The 23,882-nt window shown below is 28.8% G+C and carries 24 protein-coding genes and 1 other RNA gene; 9 read left to right on the top strand and 16 right to left on the bottom strand.

Translation table 11 applies throughout. The annotated features are described in order from the left end of the window. Nucleotides 1-11: 11 nt before the first annotated feature. The 4 genes from AQ1685_RS09670 to AQ1685_RS09655 all read right to left on the bottom strand — a co-directional run bounded on the left by AQ1685_RS09670 (nucleotide 12) and on the right by AQ1685_RS09655 (nucleotide 4,517). Nucleotides 12-2,393 carry a toxin-antitoxin system YwqK family antitoxin gene (locus AQ1685_RS09670; RefSeq protein WP_095071659.1) on the bottom strand — a complete coding sequence of 794 codons (2,382 nt, stop codon included), beginning with the start codon at nucleotides 2,391-2,393 and terminating at the stop codon, nucleotides 12-14. A gap of 28 nt (nucleotides 2,394-2,421) precedes the next feature. Then, complete coding sequence (locus tag AQ1685_RS09665) at nucleotides 2,422-3,096, bottom strand: hypothetical protein (RefSeq protein ID WP_095071657.1); 675 nt, start codon at nucleotides 3,094-3,096, stop codon at nucleotides 2,422-2,424. Between the two features lie 5 nt (nucleotides 3,097-3,101). Further along, nucleotides 3,102-3,632, bottom strand: coding sequence for a hypothetical protein (locus AQ1685_RS09660; RefSeq protein WP_095071655.1), 531 nt, complete (start codon nucleotides 3,630-3,632; stop codon nucleotides 3,102-3,104). Between the two features lie 120 nt (nucleotides 3,633-3,752). After that, nucleotides 3,753-4,517, bottom strand: coding sequence for a CDP-alcohol phosphatidyltransferase family protein (locus AQ1685_RS09655; protein WP_173862353.1), 765 nt, complete (start codon nucleotides 4,515-4,517; stop codon nucleotides 3,753-3,755). 78 nt (nucleotides 4,518-4,595) lie between these two features. Here AQ1685_RS09655 and AQ1685_RS09650 point away from each other — a divergent pair, with 78 nt between their 5' ends. The 3 genes from AQ1685_RS09650 (at nucleotide 4,596) to AQ1685_RS09640 (ending at nucleotide 7,892) form a co-directional block, all read left to right on the top strand. Beyond that, nucleotides 4,596-5,573 (top strand): YheT family hydrolase, encoded by a 978-nt coding sequence (locus tag AQ1685_RS09650; protein ID WP_095071653.1) that lies wholly within the window; start codon nucleotides 4,596-4,598, stop codon nucleotides 5,571-5,573. A gap of 72 nt (nucleotides 5,574-5,645) precedes the next feature. Next, nucleotides 5,646-6,710, top strand: coding sequence for a putative type IX sorting system protein PorV2 (locus AQ1685_RS09645; protein WP_231970350.1), 1,065 nt, complete (start codon nucleotides 5,646-5,648; stop codon nucleotides 6,708-6,710). A gap of 6 nt (nucleotides 6,711-6,716) precedes the next feature. Beyond that, nucleotides 6,717-7,892, top strand: a complete 1,176-nt coding sequence (locus AQ1685_RS09640) for a lipoprotein N-acyltransferase Lnb domain-containing protein (protein WP_095075046.1) — start codon at nucleotides 6,717-6,719, stop codon at nucleotides 7,890-7,892. Between the two features lie 42 nt (nucleotides 7,893-7,934). On the opposite strand, the gene AQ1685_RS09635 is transcribed toward AQ1685_RS09640, so the two are convergent. From AQ1685_RS09635 to AQ1685_RS09610, 6 genes are all read right to left on the bottom strand, one after another. Beyond that, nucleotides 7,935-9,086 (bottom strand): esterase-like activity of phytase family protein, encoded by a 1,152-nt coding sequence (locus tag AQ1685_RS09635; RefSeq protein ID WP_095071649.1) that lies wholly within the window; start codon nucleotides 9,084-9,086, stop codon nucleotides 7,935-7,937. 107 nt (nucleotides 9,087-9,193) lie between these two features. Continuing rightward, entirely contained in the window at nucleotides 9,194-9,607 is a 414-nt protein-coding gene (gene aroQ, locus AQ1685_RS09630; RefSeq protein WP_095071647.1) for a type II 3-dehydroquinate dehydratase, read from the bottom strand. Between the two features lie 9 nt (nucleotides 9,608-9,616). After that, nucleotides 9,617-10,132: a hypothetical protein gene (locus AQ1685_RS09625; protein WP_095071645.1), complete on the bottom strand. Its 516-nt coding sequence runs from the start codon at nucleotides 10,130-10,132 to the stop codon at nucleotides 9,617-9,619. Nucleotides 10,133-10,185: 53 nt separating this feature from the next. Continuing rightward, on the bottom strand, nucleotides 10,186-10,713 hold the full coding sequence (locus AQ1685_RS09620; protein ID WP_157730172.1) for a porin family protein: 528 nt from the start codon (nucleotides 10,711-10,713) through the stop codon (nucleotides 10,186-10,188). A 77-nt stretch (nucleotides 10,714-10,790) separates the two neighbouring features. After that, nucleotides 10,791-11,282 carry an outer membrane beta-barrel protein gene (locus AQ1685_RS09615; protein ID WP_095071641.1) on the bottom strand — a complete coding sequence of 164 codons (492 nt, stop codon included), beginning with the start codon at nucleotides 11,280-11,282 and terminating at the stop codon, nucleotides 10,791-10,793. Between the two features lie 35 nt (nucleotides 11,283-11,317). Then, the gene (locus AQ1685_RS09610) at nucleotides 11,318-11,803 is read right to left on the bottom strand and encodes an outer membrane beta-barrel protein (protein ID WP_095071639.1); all 486 of its coding nucleotides are present in this window, start codon (nucleotides 11,801-11,803) and stop codon (nucleotides 11,318-11,320) included. Nucleotides 11,804-11,896: 93 nt separating this feature from the next. On the opposite strand from AQ1685_RS09610, the gene xerA reads away from it, so the two are divergent. Further along, nucleotides 11,897-12,796, top strand: a complete 900-nt coding sequence (xerA, locus tag AQ1685_RS09605) for a site-specific tyrosine recombinase/integron integrase (RefSeq protein ID WP_095071637.1) — start codon at nucleotides 11,897-11,899, stop codon at nucleotides 12,794-12,796. A gap of 6 nt (nucleotides 12,797-12,802) precedes the next feature. On the opposite strand, the gene ffs is transcribed toward xerA, so the two are convergent. Continuing rightward, nucleotides 12,803-12,901: signal recognition particle sRNA small type (gene ffs / locus AQ1685_RS09600), an RNA gene on the bottom strand. Nucleotides 12,902-13,039: 138 nt separating this feature from the next. On the opposite strand from ffs, the gene AQ1685_RS09595 reads away from it, so the two are divergent. From AQ1685_RS09595 to AQ1685_RS09580, 4 genes are read left to right on the top strand one after another with little or no spacing between them, the layout of a single operon-like run. Further along, nucleotides 13,040-13,561 (top strand): DUF4199 domain-containing protein, encoded by a 522-nt coding sequence (locus tag AQ1685_RS09595; protein WP_095071636.1) that lies wholly within the window; start codon nucleotides 13,040-13,042, stop codon nucleotides 13,559-13,561. 52 nt (nucleotides 13,562-13,613) lie between these two features. Continuing rightward, a complete protein-coding gene (locus AQ1685_RS09590; RefSeq protein ID WP_095071635.1) occupies nucleotides 13,614-14,570 on the top strand; it encodes a glycosyltransferase family 2 protein in 957 nt (318 codons plus the stop codon). 20 nt (nucleotides 14,571-14,590) lie between these two features. Continuing rightward, nucleotides 14,591-16,300 carry a phospho-sugar mutase gene (locus AQ1685_RS09585; protein WP_095071633.1) on the top strand — a complete coding sequence of 570 codons (1,710 nt, stop codon included), beginning with the start codon at nucleotides 14,591-14,593 and terminating at the stop codon, nucleotides 16,298-16,300. Continuing rightward, on the top strand, nucleotides 16,300-18,138 hold the full coding sequence (locus tag AQ1685_RS09580) for an ABC transporter ATP-binding protein (protein ID WP_095071631.1): 1,839 nt from the start codon (nucleotides 16,300-16,302) through the stop codon (nucleotides 18,136-18,138). Before AQ1685_RS09585 ends, AQ1685_RS09580 begins: the two co-directional genes overlap by 1 nt. Here the strand turns inward: AQ1685_RS09580 and AQ1685_RS09575 are convergent. The 3 genes from AQ1685_RS09575 to AQ1685_RS09565 are packed head-to-tail and all read right to left on the bottom strand — an operon-like array spanning nucleotide 18,130 to nucleotide 21,163. Continuing rightward, nucleotides 18,130-19,173, bottom strand: coding sequence for a glycosyltransferase (locus AQ1685_RS09575; RefSeq protein ID WP_095071629.1), 1,044 nt, complete (start codon nucleotides 19,171-19,173; stop codon nucleotides 18,130-18,132). The two genes, AQ1685_RS09580 and AQ1685_RS09575, sit on opposite strands and share 9 nt — an antisense overlap. A gap of 2 nt (nucleotides 19,174-19,175) precedes the next feature. Beyond that, on the bottom strand, nucleotides 19,176-20,606 hold the full coding sequence (locus AQ1685_RS09570; RefSeq protein ID WP_095071628.1) for a CCA tRNA nucleotidyltransferase: 1,431 nt from the start codon (nucleotides 20,604-20,606) through the stop codon (nucleotides 19,176-19,178). Between the two features lie 5 nt (nucleotides 20,607-20,611). Next, nucleotides 20,612-21,163, bottom strand: a complete 552-nt coding sequence (locus AQ1685_RS09565) for an L-threonylcarbamoyladenylate synthase (RefSeq protein WP_095071626.1) — start codon at nucleotides 21,161-21,163, stop codon at nucleotides 20,612-20,614. 129 nt (nucleotides 21,164-21,292) lie between these two features. On the opposite strand from AQ1685_RS09565, the gene AQ1685_RS09560 reads away from it, so the two are divergent. After that, nucleotides 21,293-22,054, top strand: coding sequence for a glycosyltransferase family 2 protein (locus tag AQ1685_RS09560; RefSeq protein ID WP_095071624.1), 762 nt, complete (start codon nucleotides 21,293-21,295; stop codon nucleotides 22,052-22,054). Nucleotides 22,055-22,110: 56 nt separating this feature from the next. On the opposite strand, the gene AQ1685_RS09555 is transcribed toward AQ1685_RS09560, so the two are convergent. Together AQ1685_RS09555 and AQ1685_RS09550 are read right to left on the bottom strand one after the other, a co-directional pair. Beyond that, nucleotides 22,111-22,767: a class I SAM-dependent methyltransferase gene (locus tag AQ1685_RS09555; RefSeq protein WP_095071622.1), complete on the bottom strand. Its 657-nt coding sequence runs from the start codon at nucleotides 22,765-22,767 to the stop codon at nucleotides 22,111-22,113. A gap of 29 nt (nucleotides 22,768-22,796) precedes the next feature. Beyond that, a complete protein-coding gene (locus tag AQ1685_RS09550; protein WP_095071621.1) occupies nucleotides 22,797-23,882 on the bottom strand; it encodes a glycosyltransferase in 1,086 nt (361 codons plus the stop codon).

Raw genomic sequence — 23,882 nt, 5'->3', positions numbered from 1 at the left:
TACTCTTTGTTTTACAAATTAGGGAACTCTTGTAATGTTCTTACATCAATCCATCCTTTCTCACCATTCAACTTTTCATAGGACATAAAGTTATTATATACTTTTCCTAAGATTTTATATTGTAAAGACATTTCGGAAGAAAAAATACCATAAGAATTATCTTTTTCAACGATAATTAAAGGTTCTCGTAACGTTATGCTATCATACATGACTGGTAGTAACTCTTTTGCTTGTGTTTTTCCATATTCAGGAGCATTTATATCAATAATTTCTGGAAGTTCAATTCCATTTTCATCTACAGTTTTCTTTTTATTTTTATTTTTTCTTCTTTTAAACTTTACGTTTTCAGTAGTAAAAGTATACAATCCAAATTTTTTGTTTTTTGATACAACTAGCATATTTGTTCGATTCACGTAACCATCTACAAAACCACTATTTCCATCATATCCGTCTTGTTTTGTATTATTTAAAAATTTCAAATCATATGAAGTATCTAAATTATCAATTTCTAATATTTCATTATAACTATATCCTCTTCCCATTCCTCCATAATGAATCTTAATTGCATTTACAGAAGCTTTGGAATCATGTTTCATAATTGAAAAATCTGTTGAACTAACAGTACCACAAAAAGAATACGATATTGAATTTCTATTTGTTTTATTTCCTAAAACATCAACATAGTATACTTCATTACTTGTTAATACTTGTAAATTCCCTCTATCATTATAAACCTGTCTAATGTTTTTTAATGGTAATTTTTTTAATTGTAAGTTATAAACATCAATTTTATTATTGTCTTTAGCTATAATGTATTGTTGTGCTAATTGAATACTATCATATCCTTTTTCTAAAATTATTTCATTAAAAGTATTTGTTAAAAACTGTTTTTGTTTGTTCTTTTTTACATTATAAAACTCTTTTGCATTTTGATAACGCATGAGCATTTCTAGAGTATAATTATTAAAATCAACGTAGTTCATTTTTTTTATTACACTATCATTATTGTCTTTAAAATTCACTACGAACTTATCATTGTTTGTTGGTATGATACAGTAAACGACATCATCTTCTTTCGTTAATACTAATATGGGCTTATTTTCATTTAAAAGAAAAACATATGTCGAGAAAAATTCTTGATCATCTACACGCCACTTTTTTTTATCATCATCTTTTTCTGTGTAAAAGGAACCAAAACCACCATGTTTATTCGTATCGAAAGCTTCATCTACATAGGCAAAAATTTGATTTGTAAAGTATTTAAAACTCGTCTTATGTTTAATACTGTCATTAGCATATCGCTTTTTTTCTATGTAATTACTTCCCCAAGCTACATTTCTTAACGATTGAAACAATTCTTCAACAGATTGTTCCTTAACTTGATTGATAGTAATAACAGTATCATCTTTATCAAAAATTTTATCATACACATATTTCCTAGTACTAAAACCATCTGTTGTAAAAGCTGTAACAGTCTTATTATTATAATCGTCATACAAAATATCATAATAAAAACTCTGATAAACATTTGAGCCTGCTTTCTTGTAAAAGTCTACATTCTGATCTTCAATATGAATTAAATTGATATCGTTAATTTTTACGATTTGATTTCTATAGCTGTATGTTTCACTGCTATCTATAGCAACAACAAATCCATTATTTGTTTTTGCTTCATAATAATTTCCATTAATAAAATCATTCTTCAAAAAATCGTCTTCGGTATAGGTTTTTAGCAAATCACCATTCTCTTCGTAAATTTTCTCTTCAGATATGTGGTTATGTTTATCATAATTAGTAATGGTTGCTAGCTTTCCTGTATTCATCCAATACATAGCTTTTACCGATTTAAAGACACGTTTCACATTTGCATTGAATGCTATTTTTTTATTTCCATTTGTAGAATAATATATTCTAGAGAATCTATGAATAGTATCATTTAATTTCAAACCATTTTTGTAATGATCATTTCCAATTTCAACCCCGCTATTATTATATAATTTTATTTTACCGTGCTTAACAGCATTTTTATACGTATTAATTTTCCAAACTTTTCCATTATTGTGGTAATAAGTAAGTGGCTGATTTGTGGAGTTTATGTATTGTGAATTAGAGGCATCGTAGCCTTCTTTTGTATACCAAAATATATCTCCAACGTATTTATTTTGTTGATTAGTGTATACATAACCTTGCATTTGTAGATTACCATTTCTGTAAAAATCTTGAATAAAAGAAAGACTATCAACTTTCTTTAACGGTAAGGGTCTGTAAAACTTATGATCTTTTTTGGTCGTTTTTTCCCATTTAGCATTAAAATATAATGTGTCTTTTTCTTGAGAAAAAACATTATAAATCAACACAATAAATGATAAAAAAAATAATTTTATGTTTTTCATTTTCGTCAATTTTATACTTTAAATGTATTTAATTCTTATGTTGTTTTTCTAACAACTTTTGTTTCTGTTCCATTTCTTTGATTAACTTATTGTAATCTTTAAATTGGCATTCAAAAATTGAAATAATTTCATTCTGAACAGCACTATAGCCTTTTTGACTGCTGTCTTGCTCATAAAATAAAACAGTCTTCCCTTTCAATTTTCCTTTTACGATACCTAAATGTTCAAATTTTGAATCTGTTGTAAATTCTAATTCTGAAGTTTGTAATGGTACCGTAATGTTCTTAATAAACTCATCACTAGGATTAAATTTATGCATTTCGATTCCGTCTGTTCTATAATTTAAATTCGATTCAAAAGTTTTTTCAGAAAGGTTTACTTTGATAGAACTCACTATAGCTGTTTTAAAACCTACAGCATTAATAACCTCTAGTTTTCCATCAATAAAGTAACATTCACATAATCCTAGCAATTTTGCGCTTTTTTGTTTGTAATCACTTCTCAATACGTTATTTATACTTAAAATAGCTGGACTTGTTAATGACATTTTTTTAAGTTGTTCCATCTTGTTTTTTCCAAACTCCTTCTGTAGTAATGTATCAATATCAAAAGAGTTCTTTGTAAGCTTGAACAAAGCTGTATTTTGCTGTGTAAAAACAAATAATGGGAAAAGAAATAAAATTAGGATTTGAGATCTTTTCATGGCTATTAATTTTTGTTTTTAAAATTACTTTTTCTGATATTTCTGTAGTCAATTTGCTTAGTACCTAATCTTACATTTACAATCCATTTACCATGCTTACTTAACTCAAAATAAACTTTATTACGGATAGATATATTTTGATATGAAGTATTTGAAACCTCAATACTTCTGAAATATGGATTCTTTTGAAATTTTATGCTTGGATTACTACTTGGTCCATCAAAAGTATCATATCCATCTTGCTTGTTTGAAACAGTAAGTGCAACTATTATCTTTTTCTTTTGCTCTAAGTCTTTATAGAATCCGTCAAAAAATAAGAGATTTGTAATTTTACGCAACTGCATTAAAAACATCAGAAACACAGGTATATTAAAAATTAACTTATATAATGATTTACCTGGATTTTGAGCATTAAAAAATAGTAACGCTGCAATAAAAACAATACTCCAAAACACAGCACTGTTCAACTCTTTACTATAAGCCTTAGAAACTTTTTCAACTTCACTATCAGACATATCTCTTTCAAATACTCTCATTAATCGTTAAGCTTTTCAACATTAATAAAATGCCAAGTGAAAATAATTAAAAAGAGGAAAAGAAGTTATCTCAATTTTATTTGTGTCAGTAATGAGTTTATATTCGTTAGCTCTTACAAATTATTTTTGTTTCATTACTACAGTATTGAATACAGATAATAAAATATAGAGTATAATGATGAGTGGAATAGCTAAAAACTTCAATAAAATTAACAGAACAACAGAAGTTAGTATAAAGCTATATTTTAAAAGATTATCTTTAAGTTTAGCCGATTTAAATTTTAATGAAAATAACGGAAGTTCAGAAATCATTAAAAAACTTAAAATTAGAGTTACCGCGATTAAAAAGAACTGATTATGGATAATATTCAATACAAACTCTGATTTTGTATAACCAGCTATCATTGGTAAAGAAACCACAAATAAATTCATTGCTGGTGTAGGTAAACCTATAAAACTATCTGTTTGTCTTGTATCAATATTAAATTTAGCTAATCGATAACCCGCAAAAAGTGTTAGTAATAACCCTAATAATTCTACAGAAAGTAAATTATCTAACCCTAGTCCGATATCTAAAGCAGAGTCCCAAGAAGAAAATCCAAATTCTCTGTAATAAGCACTATGAACCATAAACTGTAACATCACTATTCCTGGTACTACTCCACTTGTTACCATATCTGCCAAACTATCTAATTGTTTCCCTAATTCTCCCTGAACCTGTAACAATCTAGCAGCAAAACCGTCTAAGAAATCGAGAACAATTCCAATTCCAACAAAAATTGCTGTTTCATAAAAAAAACCTCGGACAGCTAAAATTGCGGCTACCGTACCACAAAATAAATTGCCGAGTGTGATAATATTTGGAATGTGTTTTTTAATATTCATATTTTTTCATGATTTTTACGAAAATATGAAATTGATTGTTTTTTTACTGTTTAATCAAAAAAATAAATTGTTTTAAAGATGCCTTTACTTAAAAATCAGCTTACTACTAGTTTTCCTTTTAAGAATCCTCATGTAAACACCATTTACAAATTTTTTACTGCTAAAGATAAACCTGATTACAAAAGAGTTAGAGTAAATACCTGGGATAATGATTTTATAGATTTAGATTTTCTCCCAAATAATTCTTTTTCTTTAATTGTTTTAATTCATGGATTAGAAGGTAGTTCTCAATCAAGTTATATGATATCTACAGCAAATTACCTGCATAATTTAGGTTACGACGTTATGTGTATAAATTTGAGAAGCTGCAGCGGTGAAGACAATAATATTTTAAAAACTTATCATGCTGGTAAAACAGATGATGTACATTTTATTTTAAAATATGTAGAGGAAAATTATGATTATCAAAATATCATTTTAAGTGGTTTTAGTCTTGGAGGAAACTTAACTTTAAAATACTTAGGTGAATATGAAAATCAAATCCCTTCTGTTGTAAAAGGAGGTATTGCTGTTTCTGTCCCAATCGATTTAACGAGTTCTCAGGCTGAATTAAGTAAGTTAAAAAACAAATTATACATGCAAGAGTTTTTAAGAACTTTAAAAGCAAAAGTTAATTTAAAAGCTCAAAAGTTTGATGAATTTAATCCTGATAAAAGATTAATTGCTAGAGCTTCTTCTTTTAGAGATTTTGAAGAAATTTATACAGCTCCGGTTTTTGGTTTTGATAGCCCTGAAGATTATTGGGAAAAAGCAAGTAGCAAGCCTTACTTGAAAAACATTGAGCATAAAACTTTATTAATTAACGCTAAAGACGATTCTTTTTTATCTATAGAGTGTTATCCTTATGAGTTGGCAGAAAATTCTTCAAACTTCTTCTTATTAACTCCTAAATATGGTGGTCATGTAGGTTTTGTTTCATCTTTTAACGATCAATCGTATTGGATAGAAAAACAATTTGTTAATTTTATTCAAAATGAGCTAAATATCTACGCTTAACAAACAATAACTCTAAAAAACTACTGTTATTTACTAAGGAATTTGGATATTTGTTCTTATTAAATTGATCATTTGAAAACAAAATTAGTTTACATTTTTCTTTTAATTTCTACATTGGCACAAGCTCAATTTAGAAATTTCTCTAATGAATTTTTAAATATTGGTGTAGATGCAGCTGCATTGGGAATGAGTAAAGCTGTTGTTGCCACTACTAATGATGTAAATGCTACATATTGGAATCCTGCAGGTTTAGTTAACGTTGAAGATTATCAGGGAACTTTAATGCATGCTTCATATTTTGCTGGAATTGCAACATATAATTATGCTGGTTTTGCTATGCCAATCGACAAACAAAGTGCAGTTGGTTTATCTTTAATTCGATTTGGAGTTGATGATATTTTAAACACAACAGAGTTAATTGATAGCGATGGTAACATCGATTTTAATAGAGTCAGCCTCTTCTCTGCTGCCGATTATGCTTTGAATATTAGTTATGGTAGAAAAATGTTATTAGATGGTTTTTCTATTGGAGGAAATGCAAAAATTGTAAGAAGAATTATTGGTGATTTTGCTACTTCTTGGGGATTTGGTTTCGATTTAGGAATTCAATTTGAAAAAAATGGTTGGAGATTTGGAGCTATGGCACGCGATATTACAACTACATTTAATACTTGGGCTATTGATGAAGATGAATTTGCAAAAATTAGAAACGCAGTACCTGGTCAAAATCAAGAATTACCAGAATCTACTGAAATTACCAAGCCAAAACTTCAAGTTGGTGTAGCCAGAGATTTTAAAATTGGTCGCTATTTTAATTTACTGGCAGAAGTAGATTTAAATATGAGGTTTGCAGAAACAAATGATATTATTTCAACTTCATTTTTAAGTATCGACCCTGCTTTTGGTTTTCAGCTCGATTATGATCAACTTGTATATCTACGTTTAGGTGCTGGTAATTTTCAAAATACCACAGAATTTAATGGAGATAAATCACTTGCAGTACAACCAAATTTTGGTTTAGGATTTAAATATAAAGGGATTCAAGTAGATTATGCCCTAACGAATATTGGAAGTGTTGGAAATGCATTGTTTTCTAATATTTTTTCTATTAAATTCGACTACAGTTTTTACCGATAAATCATGATGAAAAAACTACTTGCTTTAAGTTTTTTATTTTCTATTTTTTTCAGTTATTCTCAAATAGCACAACTTTCTGCTTATGCTGAAATTAGTATTATTACTTCTGGACCAGGTGATCATTTGTATGAGAAATTTGGTCATACGGCTGTAAGAGTTAAAGATCCTATGTTAAATATAGATCTTTTGTATAATTACGGAATTTTTGATTTTAATGGACCAGATTTTTATGTGAATTTTGTTCGAGGGTATATGAAGTATAAATTACAAAGATATCCTTTTCATTATTCTTTAAAATCTGCTAATAAAGACAAACGTTGGGTAAAACAACAGGTTTTGAATTTAACGCAAGAACAGAAAAATGCATACTTCAAATTTTTAGAAACAAACGCTAAACCAGAAAATGCAAGTTATTTTTATGATCCTTTTTTTGATAACTGTGCAACAAGACCAAAAGATATTCTGAAAGACATTTTAAAAGATAACCTTACTTTTGACACCTCTATTTTAGAGCAAAAAAGATCTTTAAGAGATTTAATGAATGAAAAAATAAATCCAAATACTTGGGGAAGTTTTGGGATTAATATAGCTTTAGGAAGTAAATTAGATAAAATTGCTGATGTAGAAGGTTATATGTATCTTCCTGAATATCTATTTTCAATTTTTGAAAAATCAACTATTGTAAAAAAAGGCGAAAACACCACTTTAATTAGAGATACTAAAACGCTTTTAGATTTTAAAACAAAAAAATCAAAGGCTGATAGTATAAGTCCTTTCCTTGTTTTTACAGTATTATTTTTTATCATTCTTTTCATCAGTTATAATGATATAAAAAGAGGAAAGAGATCCAAAATATTAGATTTTTTAGTTTTATTCATTACTGGACTTGTAGGTGTTTTAATTGTGTTTTTATGGTTTTTTACAAATCATTCAACAGCTCCAAATAATTTTAATTTTCTTTGGGCGTTTGCTCCAAATTTAATCATAGCTTTTTTTATAACTAAAGATGAAATTAAACCATGGATAAATAAGTATTTGACTATTTTATTAGTTTTTTTAGCTTTAATTCCATTATCTCATCTTTTTGGTGTTCAAAAATTTACTTATCCATTGTATCCGTTAATTTTATTATTAGTCGCACGTTATATATTCTTAATAAAATTTCAAAAAAATAAGGCTTAACTGATAATAGCAAGCCTTATTGAATTCTATTTTAATCTAATGTTAAGGTAAAACTTCAAAAACAACAAACTGATTTAATTGTTTTCCGAATGCACTAAAGTTGTTATCTGCGACAAGTACTAAAGATAAATTTCCGTTAGCTAAACGTGGTCCGAAAGTAATTCCCTCAATATTATCAACTACTTTTGCACTATTCCCTCCTGGAATACTAGATAATTGATTTCTTATAGACTCAAAATCAAACAATAATGTTTTTGTAGCTTTTACATAATTTGCTCCATTTAAGCCTTTAAAATTAGCAACATCTGTTGCATTAGAAGCATCTACCTTATAAATTTTAACATTATTTCCTCCATCATCTGCTCCCGTAGTAAATGATCTTTCTAATGCTAAAAACTTGTTCGTATCGTATTCTAAAAGTTCAACTAATCCATTTACGGTAAAGTTAAAACCAGAACCTATTATTTCTCTTGAAACTTTATCAAGCTCATAAGCAAATTGTTTTTCAAATTTCCCTGTACTTTTATTGATATAAGATATTCGAACTGGAGAATCTGTATCCATAGCAAAAATTGGTTCAACACCATCTTCTTTTAAAGGTAACTCCATTCCAACCCAATACCCTTTTTTATCTACACTTAAAGAAATACTTTCAAAAACACCGTTATGCCTAGGTCCTTCTGTATCTGTTGATTTCGCTTCAAAAATACTAGGAATTGTAAAGTCTCTTTTAAAATCTCCATTTAAAGTAGCTTCTCTAATGAAAGGATTTTCACCGTTATTAATATTTCCTTCACTACACCAGATCATACTGCTAGATTCGGTATCTATCCTCAAAGCTTCCGGATCTATTGGATTTATAAAAGATGTATTATTAGTGTCTAATAATTCTACTTCAGAAGTAATATTTATTGAAGTAAATTCAGTTTCAGTATAATTTAAATCTGCTGAATATACTCGTATTGGCGCATTTGGAGCATCACTTATTAGATAAAATTTGTTGTTAGCATAATCGATACTTGAAAGTCCACCAACTATATTTCCATTAAATTCGAAATTATCTGGGATTATTTGTTCTCCAATAAATCGAATAGAACTAATTGTTGTAGATGTATCTACTACTGAATTATTATCATCACTACAGCTATAAAAGGATGAAAATATGATTAATAAGCCTAAAAAAGTTTTTTTCATTTTTTAAAATTTAGATTTACTAAATGAAAAAAACTAGTTTACGTTACTGTTAGACTTATCTTTTATTTATTTTAAACTTAATGTAGAAATATTAAATTTAAGTAAAATTATATGAAGCTTTGTATGGCTAACTTATAGCTATCTAATCCAAAACCTAAAATTACACCTTTGGCATTTTTGGCTATAAAACTCTTATGACGAAACTCTTCACGAGCGTGTGTATTAGAAATATGAACTTCTACTACAGGAGTCTCTATTGCTTTGATTGCATCTCCTATAGCTACAGAAGTATGAGTGTAAGCTGCCGCATTTAAAATTATCCCATCATATTCAAAACCTACTTCATGAAGTTTATTTATGATTTCTCCTTCTACATTAGATTGAAAATAAGAAAGAGTAACTTCAGAAAAACTAGATTTCAAATTTTCGAAATAAGATTCAAAAGAACTATCTCCATAAATGGTTGGTTCTCTTTTTCCTAAAAGATTTAAATTAGGACCATTTATAATAATTAATTTCATTTCTTAAAATTAAAAAGAATATTGATTAGAACTTCCGAAGACATCAAATATAAGCCCAATTCCAGCATAACCATAAGTAGGTTGTCTTTTCTTTATCCCAGAATAGAATAAATTTATTTTAATGCTTTCTGTTATATCATAACCAACCATTGGTTTAAAAAATATTCCTCCATTATCACCTTCTGGAGAAATCCCGATGGCGAATCCAAAATCTGCTCCTACAAAAAATCTATCGGTAAGAGATTGAAATCTAACAGCAGCACCAATTGGTAAATACATAAAAGCGTCTGGTTTAAAACCATTTACTTCATCTGTCAAGAAATAGACAAAATTTAATGATGGACCAGCACTGAATCCGTTAAAAAGTTCAAATAAATAGTTAGCATCAACTCCAAATGCTCCAGAAGAAACAGACTCTAAATTTCCTACAGTAATTCCTCCATTTACTCCCACATTTAACTCATTACTCTGTGAAAAAGACTTAAATGAAAATGCTATAATTATTATCAATACTATTTTTTTCATGATTTCTTGTATTTAATGCGAATATAAAATAAAAAGTTAAAACCTATAAACTATTAAAATCTATAACCAAGACCGACTTGAAAAAAATCTATTTGAGTTGAAAATCCACTTGTAGCAAAATCTGTATTTAATCTGTTGGTTAATCCTAAAGAATATCTAGATGTAATGAACAAATCGTCAGTAATATCATATCCAGCACCTATAGCTATACCTAGACCAAATTCGTTAAGAGGTGTACCATCTAAAATTATATCTAAAACAGGTCCAACATGAATAGAGAATTTATCGGAAAAATGGTATTTTCCTACAATTGGTATTACTATTGAATTGCTTGTATTGTTTTCTATAAAAGTTGCTACATATTGAATTTCTGGTTGAATACTTATCGCTTCCGATATTTTCATGTCTATAAATAAACCTATAAACACTCCTCCTTCTCCTGCTGAAGCACTTATACCGTTAGCAACTACACGTTCATTTCTATTATTAAAACCTCCTAATATTCCATACTCATAATCATTTTGTGCATATCCATTCAAATAACTAACTAACGTTAAAACTATTATTAAAACTTTTTTCATCATTACTAAATTTATAAAAAACAAAAAGAGGATAGAAACTTCTATCCTCTTTTTTTATATTGTAATTAGTTATAATCTTATAAACCGAACATTACTCCTAAACCGATGTTAGCAAAAGTAACTCCGTTAGTACTAACTCCTGAGTAAGTAGCTTGAATCATAATGTTTTCACTTACGTTATAACCTACTAAAGGTCTGTAGTAAAAACCACCGTCGTTACCTTCAGGACTAACTCCGATACCATAACCTAAGTCAGCACCTAATACGAACTGCTCAGAAACGCTATATCTTGCAGCAGCAGCGATAGGAATAAAAGAGAAGTCTGAAACTTCAAATCCTCCTCCTAAATCTTTTCCAAAGTAGTGAGAAAATCCAATAGATGGACCTACTTGAAATTCATCAGATAAAGAAAATAAATAGTTAACTTCAGCACCTATAGCAAATGAAGTTGCATCACTAGCGTCACCAATTGGTAAACCTAAGTTAACTCCAGCGTTAAACTGACCATCTTGTGCTTTAGCTACAAATCCGAAAGCAATTACAGCAATTGTTAAAAGTAATTTTTTCATAAGTATTTTATATAAAGTTATTTAATTTAATTTGATTAGAATGAGTATACAGCTCCTAAACCGATGTTAGAAACAGTTGCTCCTTCTACGCTAATTCCTGAGTAAGAAAGTTGTAAAGTAACTTTATCAAATACTTGATAACCTACCATTGGTCTGTAGTAAAAACCTCCGTCATTACCTTCGTCTATACCAAGAGCAAAACCTAAATCAGCACCTACAGAAAACTTTTCTGAAATACTATATCTTGCAGCAGCAGCGATAGGTAAAAAAGCAACACTAGGAATTTCAAAACCAGCAACAGTATCACCTAAATATTGTTGATAAGATAATGAAGGACCTAATTGAAACTCCTCAGATAATTCAAATAAATAGTTTACTTCAGCTCCGTAAGAAAAAGAATAAGCATCTCCAGCATCACCTATTGGTAAACCGATGTAACCACCTACGTTGAACTGTCCATCTTGTGCTTTAGCTACAAATCCGAAAGCAATCACAGCAATTGTTAAAAGTAATTTTTTCATAATTTTAAATTTTTAGATATAATTATATGTTTGCAGAGACAAATGTATGACTATTTTCTAAATAAAAAAGTTTTTTCTAAAAAGTATATTTAAGTGGATTGGTTAAAAAAGATTAAAGATTACAAGACATTTCTTCAAATTGAAAGAGGACTTTCAAAAAATTCAATTGAAAATTATGTGAGAGATATTCATAAGTTATATAACTATAATATTGAATTTAAAATAACTAGAACTCCTATTACTATTGAAAAAAACGATATTCAACAATTTATATACGAAATTGCTAAAGTTGTAAATCCGAAAACTCAGGCTAGAATTATTTCTGGACTTCGTAGTTTTTTTGATTATTTAATTTTTGAAGGATATAGAGAAGATAATCCTTTAGATTTAATTGAATCTCCAAAATTATCTAGAACATTACCTGATGTGCTAACAGATGATGAAGTTACCAAGTTAATTTCTCACATAGATTTAAGCCATCCTCAGGGTGAACGAAACAGAGCTATTATCGAAACTATATATGGTTGCGGTTTGCGTGTTAGTGAAGTAATAAACTTAAAATTATCAGATTTATTTTTTGAAGAAGGATATATACAAGTTCTAGGTAAAGGAAATAAATATCGTTTTGTTCCTATTCATTCGATTACAATCAAATTCATTAATTTTTACATAGAGCATACAAGAAATCACATTACACCTACAAAAGATGATGAAGATACACTCTTTTTAAATAGAAGAGGAAAAAAATTAACAAGGCAAATGATTTTTATTGTCTTAAAAGATTTAGCTGCGAAAAGTAACCTAAATAAAAATATAGGTCCACATACACTTCGCCATTCGTTTGCAACATATTTGTTGAAAGAAGGTGTTGATTTGAGAGCAATACAACAATTATTAGGACACGAAAGTATAACTACAACAGAAATTTACGTGCATTTAGATAGAAGTCATTTACAAAAAGTAGTGGAAAAATATCATCCTAGAAATAGATGAAATAAAAAAAGGCAAGCTACCTACATCACACCGCTACGACCTATTACCCTTGCTGCGTTCCCGCCCTGGGGGATTCAAAGGGAGCTGGTTGTGTAGAACTTGCCGGCTGCAAATTTACAATGTTTTTTTGAATCACAAACAAAAAAATTACATCTTTTTTTGTAACATTTTTAAAACATTGAATACTAATAAAATGTTTTAAGTATTTTTATAAATTAATAACTAATCAAATCATTCACAAACATGGAAAATCAAGCAAGTAGTAAAAATATAATTCTTAATTATGGTGGAATATTAGGTATAATCAGTGTATTCCAAGGATTAATAATGTATGCTACAGGTAATCATTTAAAACCACATTGGTCTTTATCTGTTATAGCAATAGTACTTTTAATAGTGATTATTGTACTTGGAATAAAAAAGTTTAAAACTAGTAATAATGGCTTTTTATCTTTTGGTCAAGCAGTTAAAGTAGGTGTTGGTATTGCTATTTTTTCAGCTCTAATAAGTGTTATTTATCAATATATATTTGTAAGCTTTATAGAACCTACTTACATGGAGCAAATGGCTGAAATTCAAATGCAAAGTTTAGTAGATCAAGGATATTCTGAAGAACAAATTGAAGCTAGTCAAGAAATGGCAAAAAAATTCTCTTCACCTGGAATTACAGCTGCTTTTAGTTTAATTGGTTCTGCAATTATTGGTTTTATTATCTCTGCTATAGCTGGAGCTGTTATGCAAAAAAGAGAGGAAGACACTTTTTAAGCAATAATAATATTGTAACTTTACCCTTGAAAACTGGTAATAAAATATATTCATGGATATATCGGTAGTAATACCACTTTTAAACGAAGAAGAATCTTTACAAGAACTATATGATTGGATTGCAAAAGTTATGCAATCCAATCACTTTTTATATGAAGTAATTTTTATTGACGACGGTAGCACAGATACTTCATGGAAAGTAATTCAAGATTTAGTTGAAAAAAGCAAAGAAGTTAAAGCGATACGTTTTCAACGCAATTATGGAAAGTCTCAAGCTTTAGATGCTGGTTTTAGTGAAGCTAAAGGAGATGTTGTCATTACAATGGATGCAGATTTACAAGATAATCCAGATGAAATTCCTGAATTATATAATCTAATCATTAAAGAAAATTTCGACTTAATTTCTGGATGGAAAAAGAAACGCTATGATAATGTTTTAACTAAGAATATTCCTTCGAAACTATACAATTGGGCAGCTCGAAAAACTTCAGGCTTACAATTAAATGATTTTAATTGTGGATTAAAAGCTTACAAAAATGAAGTAGTGAAAGCTATTAAAGTTAGTGGTGAAATGCACCGTTACATTCCTATATTGGCAAAAAATGAAGGATATTCAAAAATTGGAGAAAAAGTAGTAAAACATCAGGCAAGAAAATATGGTGTGACTAAATTTGGAGTAGATCGTTTTATTAACGGTCTTCTAGATTTGATTACCATTTCTTTTTTATCTAAATTTGGTAAGAGACCCATGCATTTTTTTGGTTTATGGGGTTCTTTAATGTTCTTATTTGGATTTACAACTGCTTTTTATATAGGTCTCATTAAGCTTTATCGTGTATACGCTAAAATCAAAACAATATTAGTTACTGATAATCCTTGGTTCTACATTGCGTTAACATCTATGGTATTAGGAACTCTATTATTTTTATCTGGTTTTTTAGGAGAATTGATAATTAAAAGCAATCCACTTCAGAAGCATTATAAAATCAAAGAAAAAATAAATTTATAACACCTCTTTTTTAATTAACTATGAATGATATTTTAAGTAAAGCCAAACTTTGGTTAACTGATACTTTCGACGAAGAAACAAGAAATGAAATTTCTGAATTAATAAATAACAATACAGAAGATCTTACAGATAGATTTTATAAAAACACAGAATTTGGTACCGGAGGAATGCGAGGTGTTATGGGTGCTGGTACAAATCGAATTAACAAATATACTTTAGGAAAAGCTACGCAAGGTTTAAGTAATTACTTAAACAAAGTGTATACAAGTGAAGAAATTAAAGTAGCAATTGCATACGATTGTAGACATAACAGTAAAAAGTTTGCGCAGTTAGTTGCAGATGTACTTTCTGCGAATAATATTAGAACGTTTGTTTTTGAAGACTTACGTCCTACTCCAGAATTATCTTTTGCTGTAAATCATTTAAACTGCCATGCAGGTATTGTCTTAACAGCTTCACATAATCCACCTGAATATAATGGTTACAAAGTGTATTGGACTGATGGTGGGCAAATAGTTCCTCCTCAAGACGCAGAAATTATAGCAGGAGTAAATAATTTAGAATTTAACGATATCAACTTCAATAAAAAAGAAGAACTAATATCCTTTATTGGAACTGAAGTTGATGAAGCTTTTTGGAATGCTTCATTAAAAAGTGGAACATTTGATGTAAAAGGAAGAGAAAACTTAAAAATTGTTTTCACATCATTACATGGAACATCAATAAAACTGGTTCCTGAAATCTTAAAAAGAGCTGGATACACTCAACTTCATGTTATTGAAGAACAAGCCGAACCTAATGGAGACTTCCCTACTGTTGAATCTCCGAATCCAGAAGAACCTGAAGCTTTAGCAATGGCTATTGATTATGCTAATCAAACAAATGCAGATATTGTAATTGGTACAGATCCAGATTGTGATCGTTTAGGAATTGCTGTTCGTGATACTGATGGTAACATGAAATTATTAAATGGTAACCAAACCATGAGTGTCATGACCGACTTTTTAATAAACCAATGGAAAGAAAAAGGTTTATTAAATGGAAAACAATTTATCGGTTCTACCATTGTATCTACCAATTTAGTTAATGTTATTGCTGAAAGTTACGGCGTAGAAACTAAAGTTGGTTTAACAGGATTTAAATGGATTGCTAAAATGATTAAAGATCATCCTGAATTAGACTTTATTGGTGGTGGAGAAGAAAGTTTCGGATTTATGGTTGGTGATTTTGTTCGAGACAAAGATGCTGTAACTTCTACCCTATTAGCTTGTGAAATTGCTGCTCAAGCAAAATCTGAAAATAGTTCTTTCTACAATGAATTACTGAAAATATATGTAAAACACGGTTTCTTTAAAGAAAAACTAGTTTCGCTAGTTAAAAAAGGAATGCAAGGAGCTGAAGAAATTAAGCAAATGTTAATCGATTTACGTAACAATCCACTTTCTGAAATAGATGGTGAAAAAGTAACATTTGTAAATGATTATAAAACTTCAATCCGAAAAAATATCATCACAGGAGAAGAAACTACGATTGATATTCCGAAATCTAACGTATTAATTTACGAAACAGAAAATGGAACTAAAGTAGCTTGTAGACCTAGTGGTACAGAACCAAAAATTAAATTTTACATCGGCACAAAAGGTTCTTTAGATACAGTTGAAAATGCAGATGTAGTTGGAAAACAGTTGGATGAAAAACTCCAACGAATTATAAAACAGTTAGGAGTTTAATGAACTACTTTAAACGTATTTTATCTTTTGTAAAGCCATATAAATACAGATTTATATACGCAACCACATTTAATGTATTGTATGCTTTATTTAATATTTTAACCGTAATATCTTTTTTACCGGTATTATCAATATTATTTAGTCCTGATAAAAAAGTAGAAAAACCTGTTTACGAAGGGTTAACAAAAATTTTTCAATACATTAAAAACAATTTCTACTATGAAATTGCCCAGTATATAGAACGAGAAGGAACTGTAAATACTCTATTTGTAATAGCTATAGGTGTATTAATATTATTCTTCTTTAAAAATCTTTTTTATTTCTTGGGATCATATCAAATGGCATATCTATCAAACGGTACTGTAAAAGATATGCGAGATACTTTATATAAAAAGATTACCTCATTGCCTATTGGATATTTTACAGAACAAAAAAAAGGTGACTTAATGTCACGAATGACTTCTGATATTCAAGTTGTAGAAGGCTCTTTTATTTCTTCTTTTGGGGGAATTGTAAGGGAACCATTGACTATAGTCATTATACTTATTGTGATGTTTTCAATGAGTTATAAATTGACTTTATTTGTATTTATTACCCTACCATTATCTGGCTTAATAATTTCTTGGACCACAAAAAAATTAAAATCTAAAGCTTTACAATCACAGCAAGAAAGTGGAAATTATCTTTCTTTATTGGAAGAAACCATAGCTGGTTTGAAAGTAGTTAAAGGTTTTACTGCTGAAAATCGTTTTTTTAGAAAATTTTCAAGTTCAACAAAAAAGCAAGAAAACTTAAATGTACAGGTTACTCATCGCCAAAAATTAGCTTCTCCATTAAGTGAATTTTTAGGTGTGTTAACAGTATTAGCTATTCTACTCTATGGAGGTAAAATTGTATTAACAAACACTGAAGTGTCACCAAATGGATTTGATTCAGAGTCATTTATCACTTATATTGTAATGTTCTACTCTATTTTACAACCTACTAAAGCAATTGCCGGAATCTTTACCAATATTAGAAAAGGTGATGCTTCTGCAAAGCGTATTTATGATGTTTTAGATGAAGTAAATCCGATTTTAGATATAGAAACTCCTATCAAAAAAGAATCATTTACGACTGGAATTAGTTTTAAAAATATTTCTTTTAAATATCAAGATAATTATGTTTTAAAAGATTTTAGTTTAGAAATTCCTAAAGGAAAAATGGTGGCTTTAGTTGGTCAGTCTGGTAGTGGAAAGTCTACAATTGCTAATCTTTTAATGCGTTTTTATGACGTAAATAAAGGTGAAGTATTTGTTGATAATGATAATATAAAAGACATTTCTAAAGAATCGTTACGTTCTTTAATAGGAATCGTTACTCAAGACGCCTTATTATTTAATGATTCTATTGAAAACAATTTAAAAGTTGGTAATCCGAATGCAACTGAAGAAGAAATTATTGCTGCTACAAAAGTTGCTAATGCTCTAGAATTTATTGAAAATTCTTCGAAAGGATTTGAAACTAACATTGCAGATAGTGCTAGTAACTTCTCTGGTGGACAAAAACAGCGTTTATCTATAGCTAGAGCTGTGCTTAAAAATCCACCAATTATGATTTTAGATGAAGCTACTTCTGCTTTAGATACCGAATCTGAAAAAATAGTTCAATCTGCATTAGAAAATATGATGCAAAATAGAACTTCTGTAGTAATCGCACATAGATTATCTACTATTCAAAAAGCAGATTTAATTGTTGTAATGCGAGAAGGTAGAATCGTAGAGCAAGGTAAACACGAAGAGCTTTTAGCAGCTAAAGGTGAATATGCAAAACTTGTAGAATTACAATCTTTAGACTGATGCTAAAAACTTCTTATAAATAGATAAATATTTTTCAAGATATAAATCAGAAGAAAAATGTTCGTTATAAAGAGATTCAATTTGTTCAGATTGGATCTCTTTTACTTTATGGTAATTTGAGACCCAATTATTGACATCAAAATCTCCCTGAACCATTTCTGGATAGTGTTTTTTCACAACCTTAACAGCTTCTCCCATATCTGAGCATAAAAATGGTAATCCTTGTGCCATATATTCTACAAGAGCCAAAGGATCTCCTTCAGAAGTAGAAGTTAATAAAGCCATTTCATATTGTTTTAATTCTGTTTGAACATTATTACAACCTGTAACAAAATGAATACGATCTTTATAATTTATTTTCTCCATATGAGCTACTAAAGATTCGTAATAATCTTTTTCTCCTCCTTCTAAACTCGGACAATATATTGTTAGGTCTTTATCTAAAGTTTTTGCTATATCCATAGCTAGGCTATGGTTTTTAACCTTTTTTAAACTTCCAACTAATACCAATCCTTTAGGTGTATGATTTTTATAATTTGTCTCATAATGAAGCACAAAATTATTTACTAAAAAAACACGATCTTTTTTTAGTTTTACTTTATTAACAGCCCATTCTGTAAGTAATTCTGAACAACCTATAAAAAAATGAGGTTTAAAAAGTGATTTATACAACTTTGGTACTGTCTGATTCACAACAATTTTACCAAAGTGGTCATGTAAAATAACAGGTTGATTCCCTCCTAAAAATAAAAAAGCTTTTCTTACAAAACGATATGGATTTCGCATATGAATATGAATAATATCATCTTTCTTAATATGCTTTTTAAATTGTCTGTAAGCTTTAAATTTTCCTTTGTTTTTATTTAAACGAACCATATCTACACCTTCATCAATTAAATCAAATAAAGCTCCTTTATCGTTTAATACGATAAGCTTCACTTCATTTCCATTTCTAAATAGTAAGTTGGTTAAATTTACACAAACTCTTTCAGCTCCTCCTAACCCTAACTGGTCGATTACTTGTACTATTCTCATTACTAAATTTCTGTTTGTGCTGTTAAACCTATGGCTTTCGCTTTTTTCAACATAAAGTTATACGAAGCTTCATATTCATTTGGTATTTCTCCTTCTAAAATCGCTTCTTTTATTGCTTCTTTTATTTGTCCTATTTCTCTACAAGGTTTTAAATTGAAAGTTTTCATTATTTCTTCTCCTGTAATTGGAGGTTGAAAATTACGAACTCTATCTCGTTCTTCAACTTCTTTTATTTTAAGACGAACAATTTCAAAGTTTTTATGATAACGTCTGAATTTTTTAGGATTTTTAGTCGTGATATCAGCTTCACATAATGTCATTAAACTATCGATATCATCACCTGCATCAAAAATTAATCTACGAACAGCAGAATCTGTTACTTCAGAAGCCAATACAATTGGTCTAGAACTCAGTAACACCATTTTTTGTACAAACTTCATTTTATTATTCAATGGCATTTTTAAACGCTTGAATAATTTATAAACCATTTTAGACCCCACAAACTCATGAGAATGGAATGTCCAGCCGTTTCTTTTATCAAACTTCTTTGTTGGAGCTTTACCTATATCATGTAATAAAGCAGCCCAACGCAACCATACATCGTTTGTATTTTCAGAAATATTATCAACTACTTCTAAAGTGTGATAAAAATTATCTTTATGAGTCTGACCTTCAACTTCCTCAACTCCTTTTAAAGCAATTAATTCAGGTAAAATTTTATTTAATAAACCTGTTTTTTCTAAAAGTAAAAAGCCTATTGAAGGCTTAGGCGAAGCCATTATTTTATTAATCTCATCTACAATTCTTTCTTTAGTAATGATTTTAATTCGTTCTACATTACTTTTAATTGCATCTAAAGAAGCCTTTTCTATAGTAAAGTTTAATTGTGTTGCAAAACGAATAGCTCGCATCATACGTAAAGGATCATCTGAATACGTAATATCTGGATCTAGAGGAGTTTTAATAATTTTTCGTTCTAAATCACCGATACCATCGAAAGGATCAAGCAATTTTCCAAAAGATTTTGCATTTAGGCTTAACGCTAAAGCATTAATTGTAAAATCTCGCCTGTCTTGGTCGTCTTGGAGTGTTCCCACAGAAACTTCTGGATTTCTACTCTCCTCTGTGTAAGACTCTTTTCTTGCTCCTACAAATTCAACTTCTATGTCATTATAACGTAACATAGCCGTTCCGTAGGTTTTAAAGACTTGAACCTTAGGTTTGTTTGGCAATAAACTAGCAACTTTTTGTGCTAACTCTATACCACTACCTATAGTTACAACATCTATATCTTTAGCATTTCCGCGTTTTAAAATAAAATCACGGACAAAACCTCCAATGACATAACTATCTAAGCCAAGTTGATCTGTAGCCTCGGTTATATATTCAAATACTTTATGTGTAAGTGCTTCTTTAAAAAATTGATCCTGCATAAACTCTATTCTCGTATCACTATTACTTTTTCTCCTTCTAATTTTAGTATCGTTGACGATTTTTCTGATACTTTATTTTGATGCAAATTTACTATATAATCAACATCATCCAAAATAGACTGTTCTATTTCAGAAAAAGATTTAGGAGTAGGATTTCCACTAACATTTGCTGATGTAGATACTATTGGCTTAGCAAATGTATCTATCAACTCTTTACAAAATTCATCTTGAGCTATACGAATAGCAAGTGTGTTATCTTCTTTATTAATGATATTCTTAGCTATACCTTTTGGGTTTTGGTAAATTATTGTTGTTGGTTTTACTGCTTTTTCAAGTATTTCTTTGGCAACATGAGGTACTGTAACATATTGTTCTAACATTTCAAAAGAACTTACCAAAACAATTAAACTTTTACTTTCTTCTCTATTTTTAATTTTATAAATCTCTTGTACTGCTTCAACATTTGTAGCATCACATCCTAGTCCCCATACTGTATCTGTTGGATATAATATGGTTTTACCTTTAATTAACTCGTTTACAACTTCTTTTATTATCATAATCTCATTCAAAAAAATGAAGGTTTATTTCTTAAAAAAATCCTTTCGTAAATTATATCTGACGATACAGAAATTATATTACTTAAAACCGCTAATTTACATTATGTTTGTTATAGTAAAACTATATGAATGCATAAACATAAAATTAGTGCTGCACTTATTACTTTTAATGAAGAGGAAAATATAGCTCGTACATTAGAAAAATTAGTCTGGTGTGATGAAATTGTAGTTATTGATTCATACAGTAGTGATGCAACATTAGAAATATGTGAATCTTTTGGAGCAAAAGTATTTCAAAAAAAGTTTAATGGTTATGGTGAACAAAAACGATACTTGGTAAGTAAGTGTACTTACGATTGGGTATTATCTATTGATGCTGATGAAGTATTGACAAATGATTTAATTGATGAGATAAAGTTAGAATTTAATCAGGATACTGTTCCTCATAAAGCTTACTTTTTAAATAGAAAACATGTGTATTTAGGAAAAGTATTTGAATATGGATACTTGAAAAATACTCCTGTACTAAGACTATTTAATAAAAATCATGCTGAATTTTCTAATAAAAAAGTACATGAAACAGTTGAGTATAATGGTTCAAAAGGTCGATTTAAAAATTTCTTCTATCATTATACTGCTACTTCAGTTGAGCAAATAAACTTAAAAAAAAATAGGTATGCATCTTTAGTTTCAGAAGAGTACTTCAAAAAAAATAAACGAGTAAACTTACTTTTCTTAGTTTTTAAATATCCCTTTACTTTCTTTAAAGAATATGTAATAAGAGGCAATATGTTTAACGGTTATGAAGGCTATGTTTGGAGTACTTATATCGCAGAATATAGTGTTCTTAAATATTTAAAATTAATGGAAAGAAAAAAAATGAAAAAGTGAATTAATAAATTAATTATCAATCCACTTTTATATTATTTTTAATAAATATTAAAGTACTAATTAGACTTTACTAATAACACTTGATATTTATCCATTAATATTTTCCAATTGTTTTTAAGCATATAGTCGATAACCAATCTTCCTTTTCCTCCTCCTTTAAGTTTGCAATCATCTATAAGAACTACAGTTTTGTCATGTAATTTATTTTCTATTGCTTTAAATTCATTTAAATGATGTTCTTGACTTTTCTTTTGTATATCTTCATCTTTTTCAGAATAATCGTAACTATCTAAATATAAAAAATCAATATTTTGTTCAAAATCCTTTAAGTAAGTAACAGAATCACTTAAAACTACATTTACATATTCACTTAAATTTTGATTTTTAACTTCTTTTTCAGATTCTTGAACTGAAATAGGGTCGATATCTACTGAATATAATTTAGCTGAATTTTTCTTTGCCCATAAACCAAAAACGATAGTAGCGGCACCATCTCCTTTTGTGTTTTTCAAACCATTTCTAGAAGTTCCTGTTTCTAAAAGAACTTTTGCATTATTCTCGTGTAATAATTCTAATACTTTTGCAAAAGTATCTCTTCTTTTACCAAAATTATATTTAAATGGAATATGTGGATGTAAAGTTTTTCGTTTTAATAATTTTACTAATACATATGTAACGACTATAGCGCCTAGTACAATAAAAATTTTATCCATTGGTTTATAAGGTTGAAAATTTTGATGATCTATTCTAAAAGATACTGTTCAAATTCAGTAATTCTTTCTTCTAAATTAAATCGATTAATAATGCTCTGCTTAGCAGATTCTCCCATGTTTCTCCTAAGTAAATCATCTTCTGATAAGAGTTTTACTTTTTCTGCAAAAGTAGATATATTAGGATAGTCAACCAAATAACCTGTTTGATTTTGACTTATTATTTCTGGATTGCTCGTCATATTGAACGCAACTACTGGTTTAGATTTTATCATTGCTTCAACAATTACATATCCAAAACCTTCCCATAGTGAAGTTAATAAAAAGACATCTATACTATTCATAAATGCTTCCATATCATTAACAAAACCTAACATAATAACCTCTTTTTCTAATCCATATTGAGTTATGAGAGTTCTGATTTCATCTTCCATCTCTCCTACTCCTGCAAGATATAATGTAAAGTCTAGTTTATTTTCTTTTAAGATTTTTGCAATCTCAATTAATTTATCATGACCTTTTTGCTCTGTTATTCTACCTGCGTTTCCTAAAATTATCTTTCCTTGTTCTGGAACAATTTCTTTGAGTTTTCTATCATAATTTACATCATTCACATCAATTCCATGGTAAATAACTCTAACCTTATTTTCATTCAAAAACTCATGTAAATTCTTTAAAATAGTTTTTTTAGTTTCTTCTGAGTTAGCAACAATGTGCGTTAAAACTTTGGAAAAAAGAAAACGGTTTGAAAAACTATTCTTTATATTTTTTGCTAAACCTCTTAAATAAACAACATTTTTAACTTTAGCTATTTTTGCTGATATCCCTGCCAATTTAACATCTTCTGAATTAGAAAATATTACAGTATCAATAGCATTCTTTTTATAAAAATTAACAAACTTATTAAGTTTCATAGGATTTAAAAAAGCTCTATTTCCACCAGAAATATAGAACACATCTAAATCGTGCTTCTTAGCTTCTTCTATTATTAATCCGTCTTTATCTCCTGCTAAAAAGACATTATATCCTTTTTTCTTGAATTCTAAAGCGTACTCTAAATGTAATTTAGTTCCTCCACCCCAAAATTTCACACTTATAAAAAAACATACATTCTTCAT

Origin of the sequence: Tenacibaculum jejuense (assembly GCF_900198195.1) — a bacterium.
Lineage (GTDB): Bacteria > Bacteroidota > Bacteroidia > Flavobacteriales > Flavobacteriaceae > Polaribacter > Polaribacter jejuensis.
Note: the sequence above shows the minus strand (reverse complement) of the source record. Positions and strands in the feature narration are given on the sequence as shown.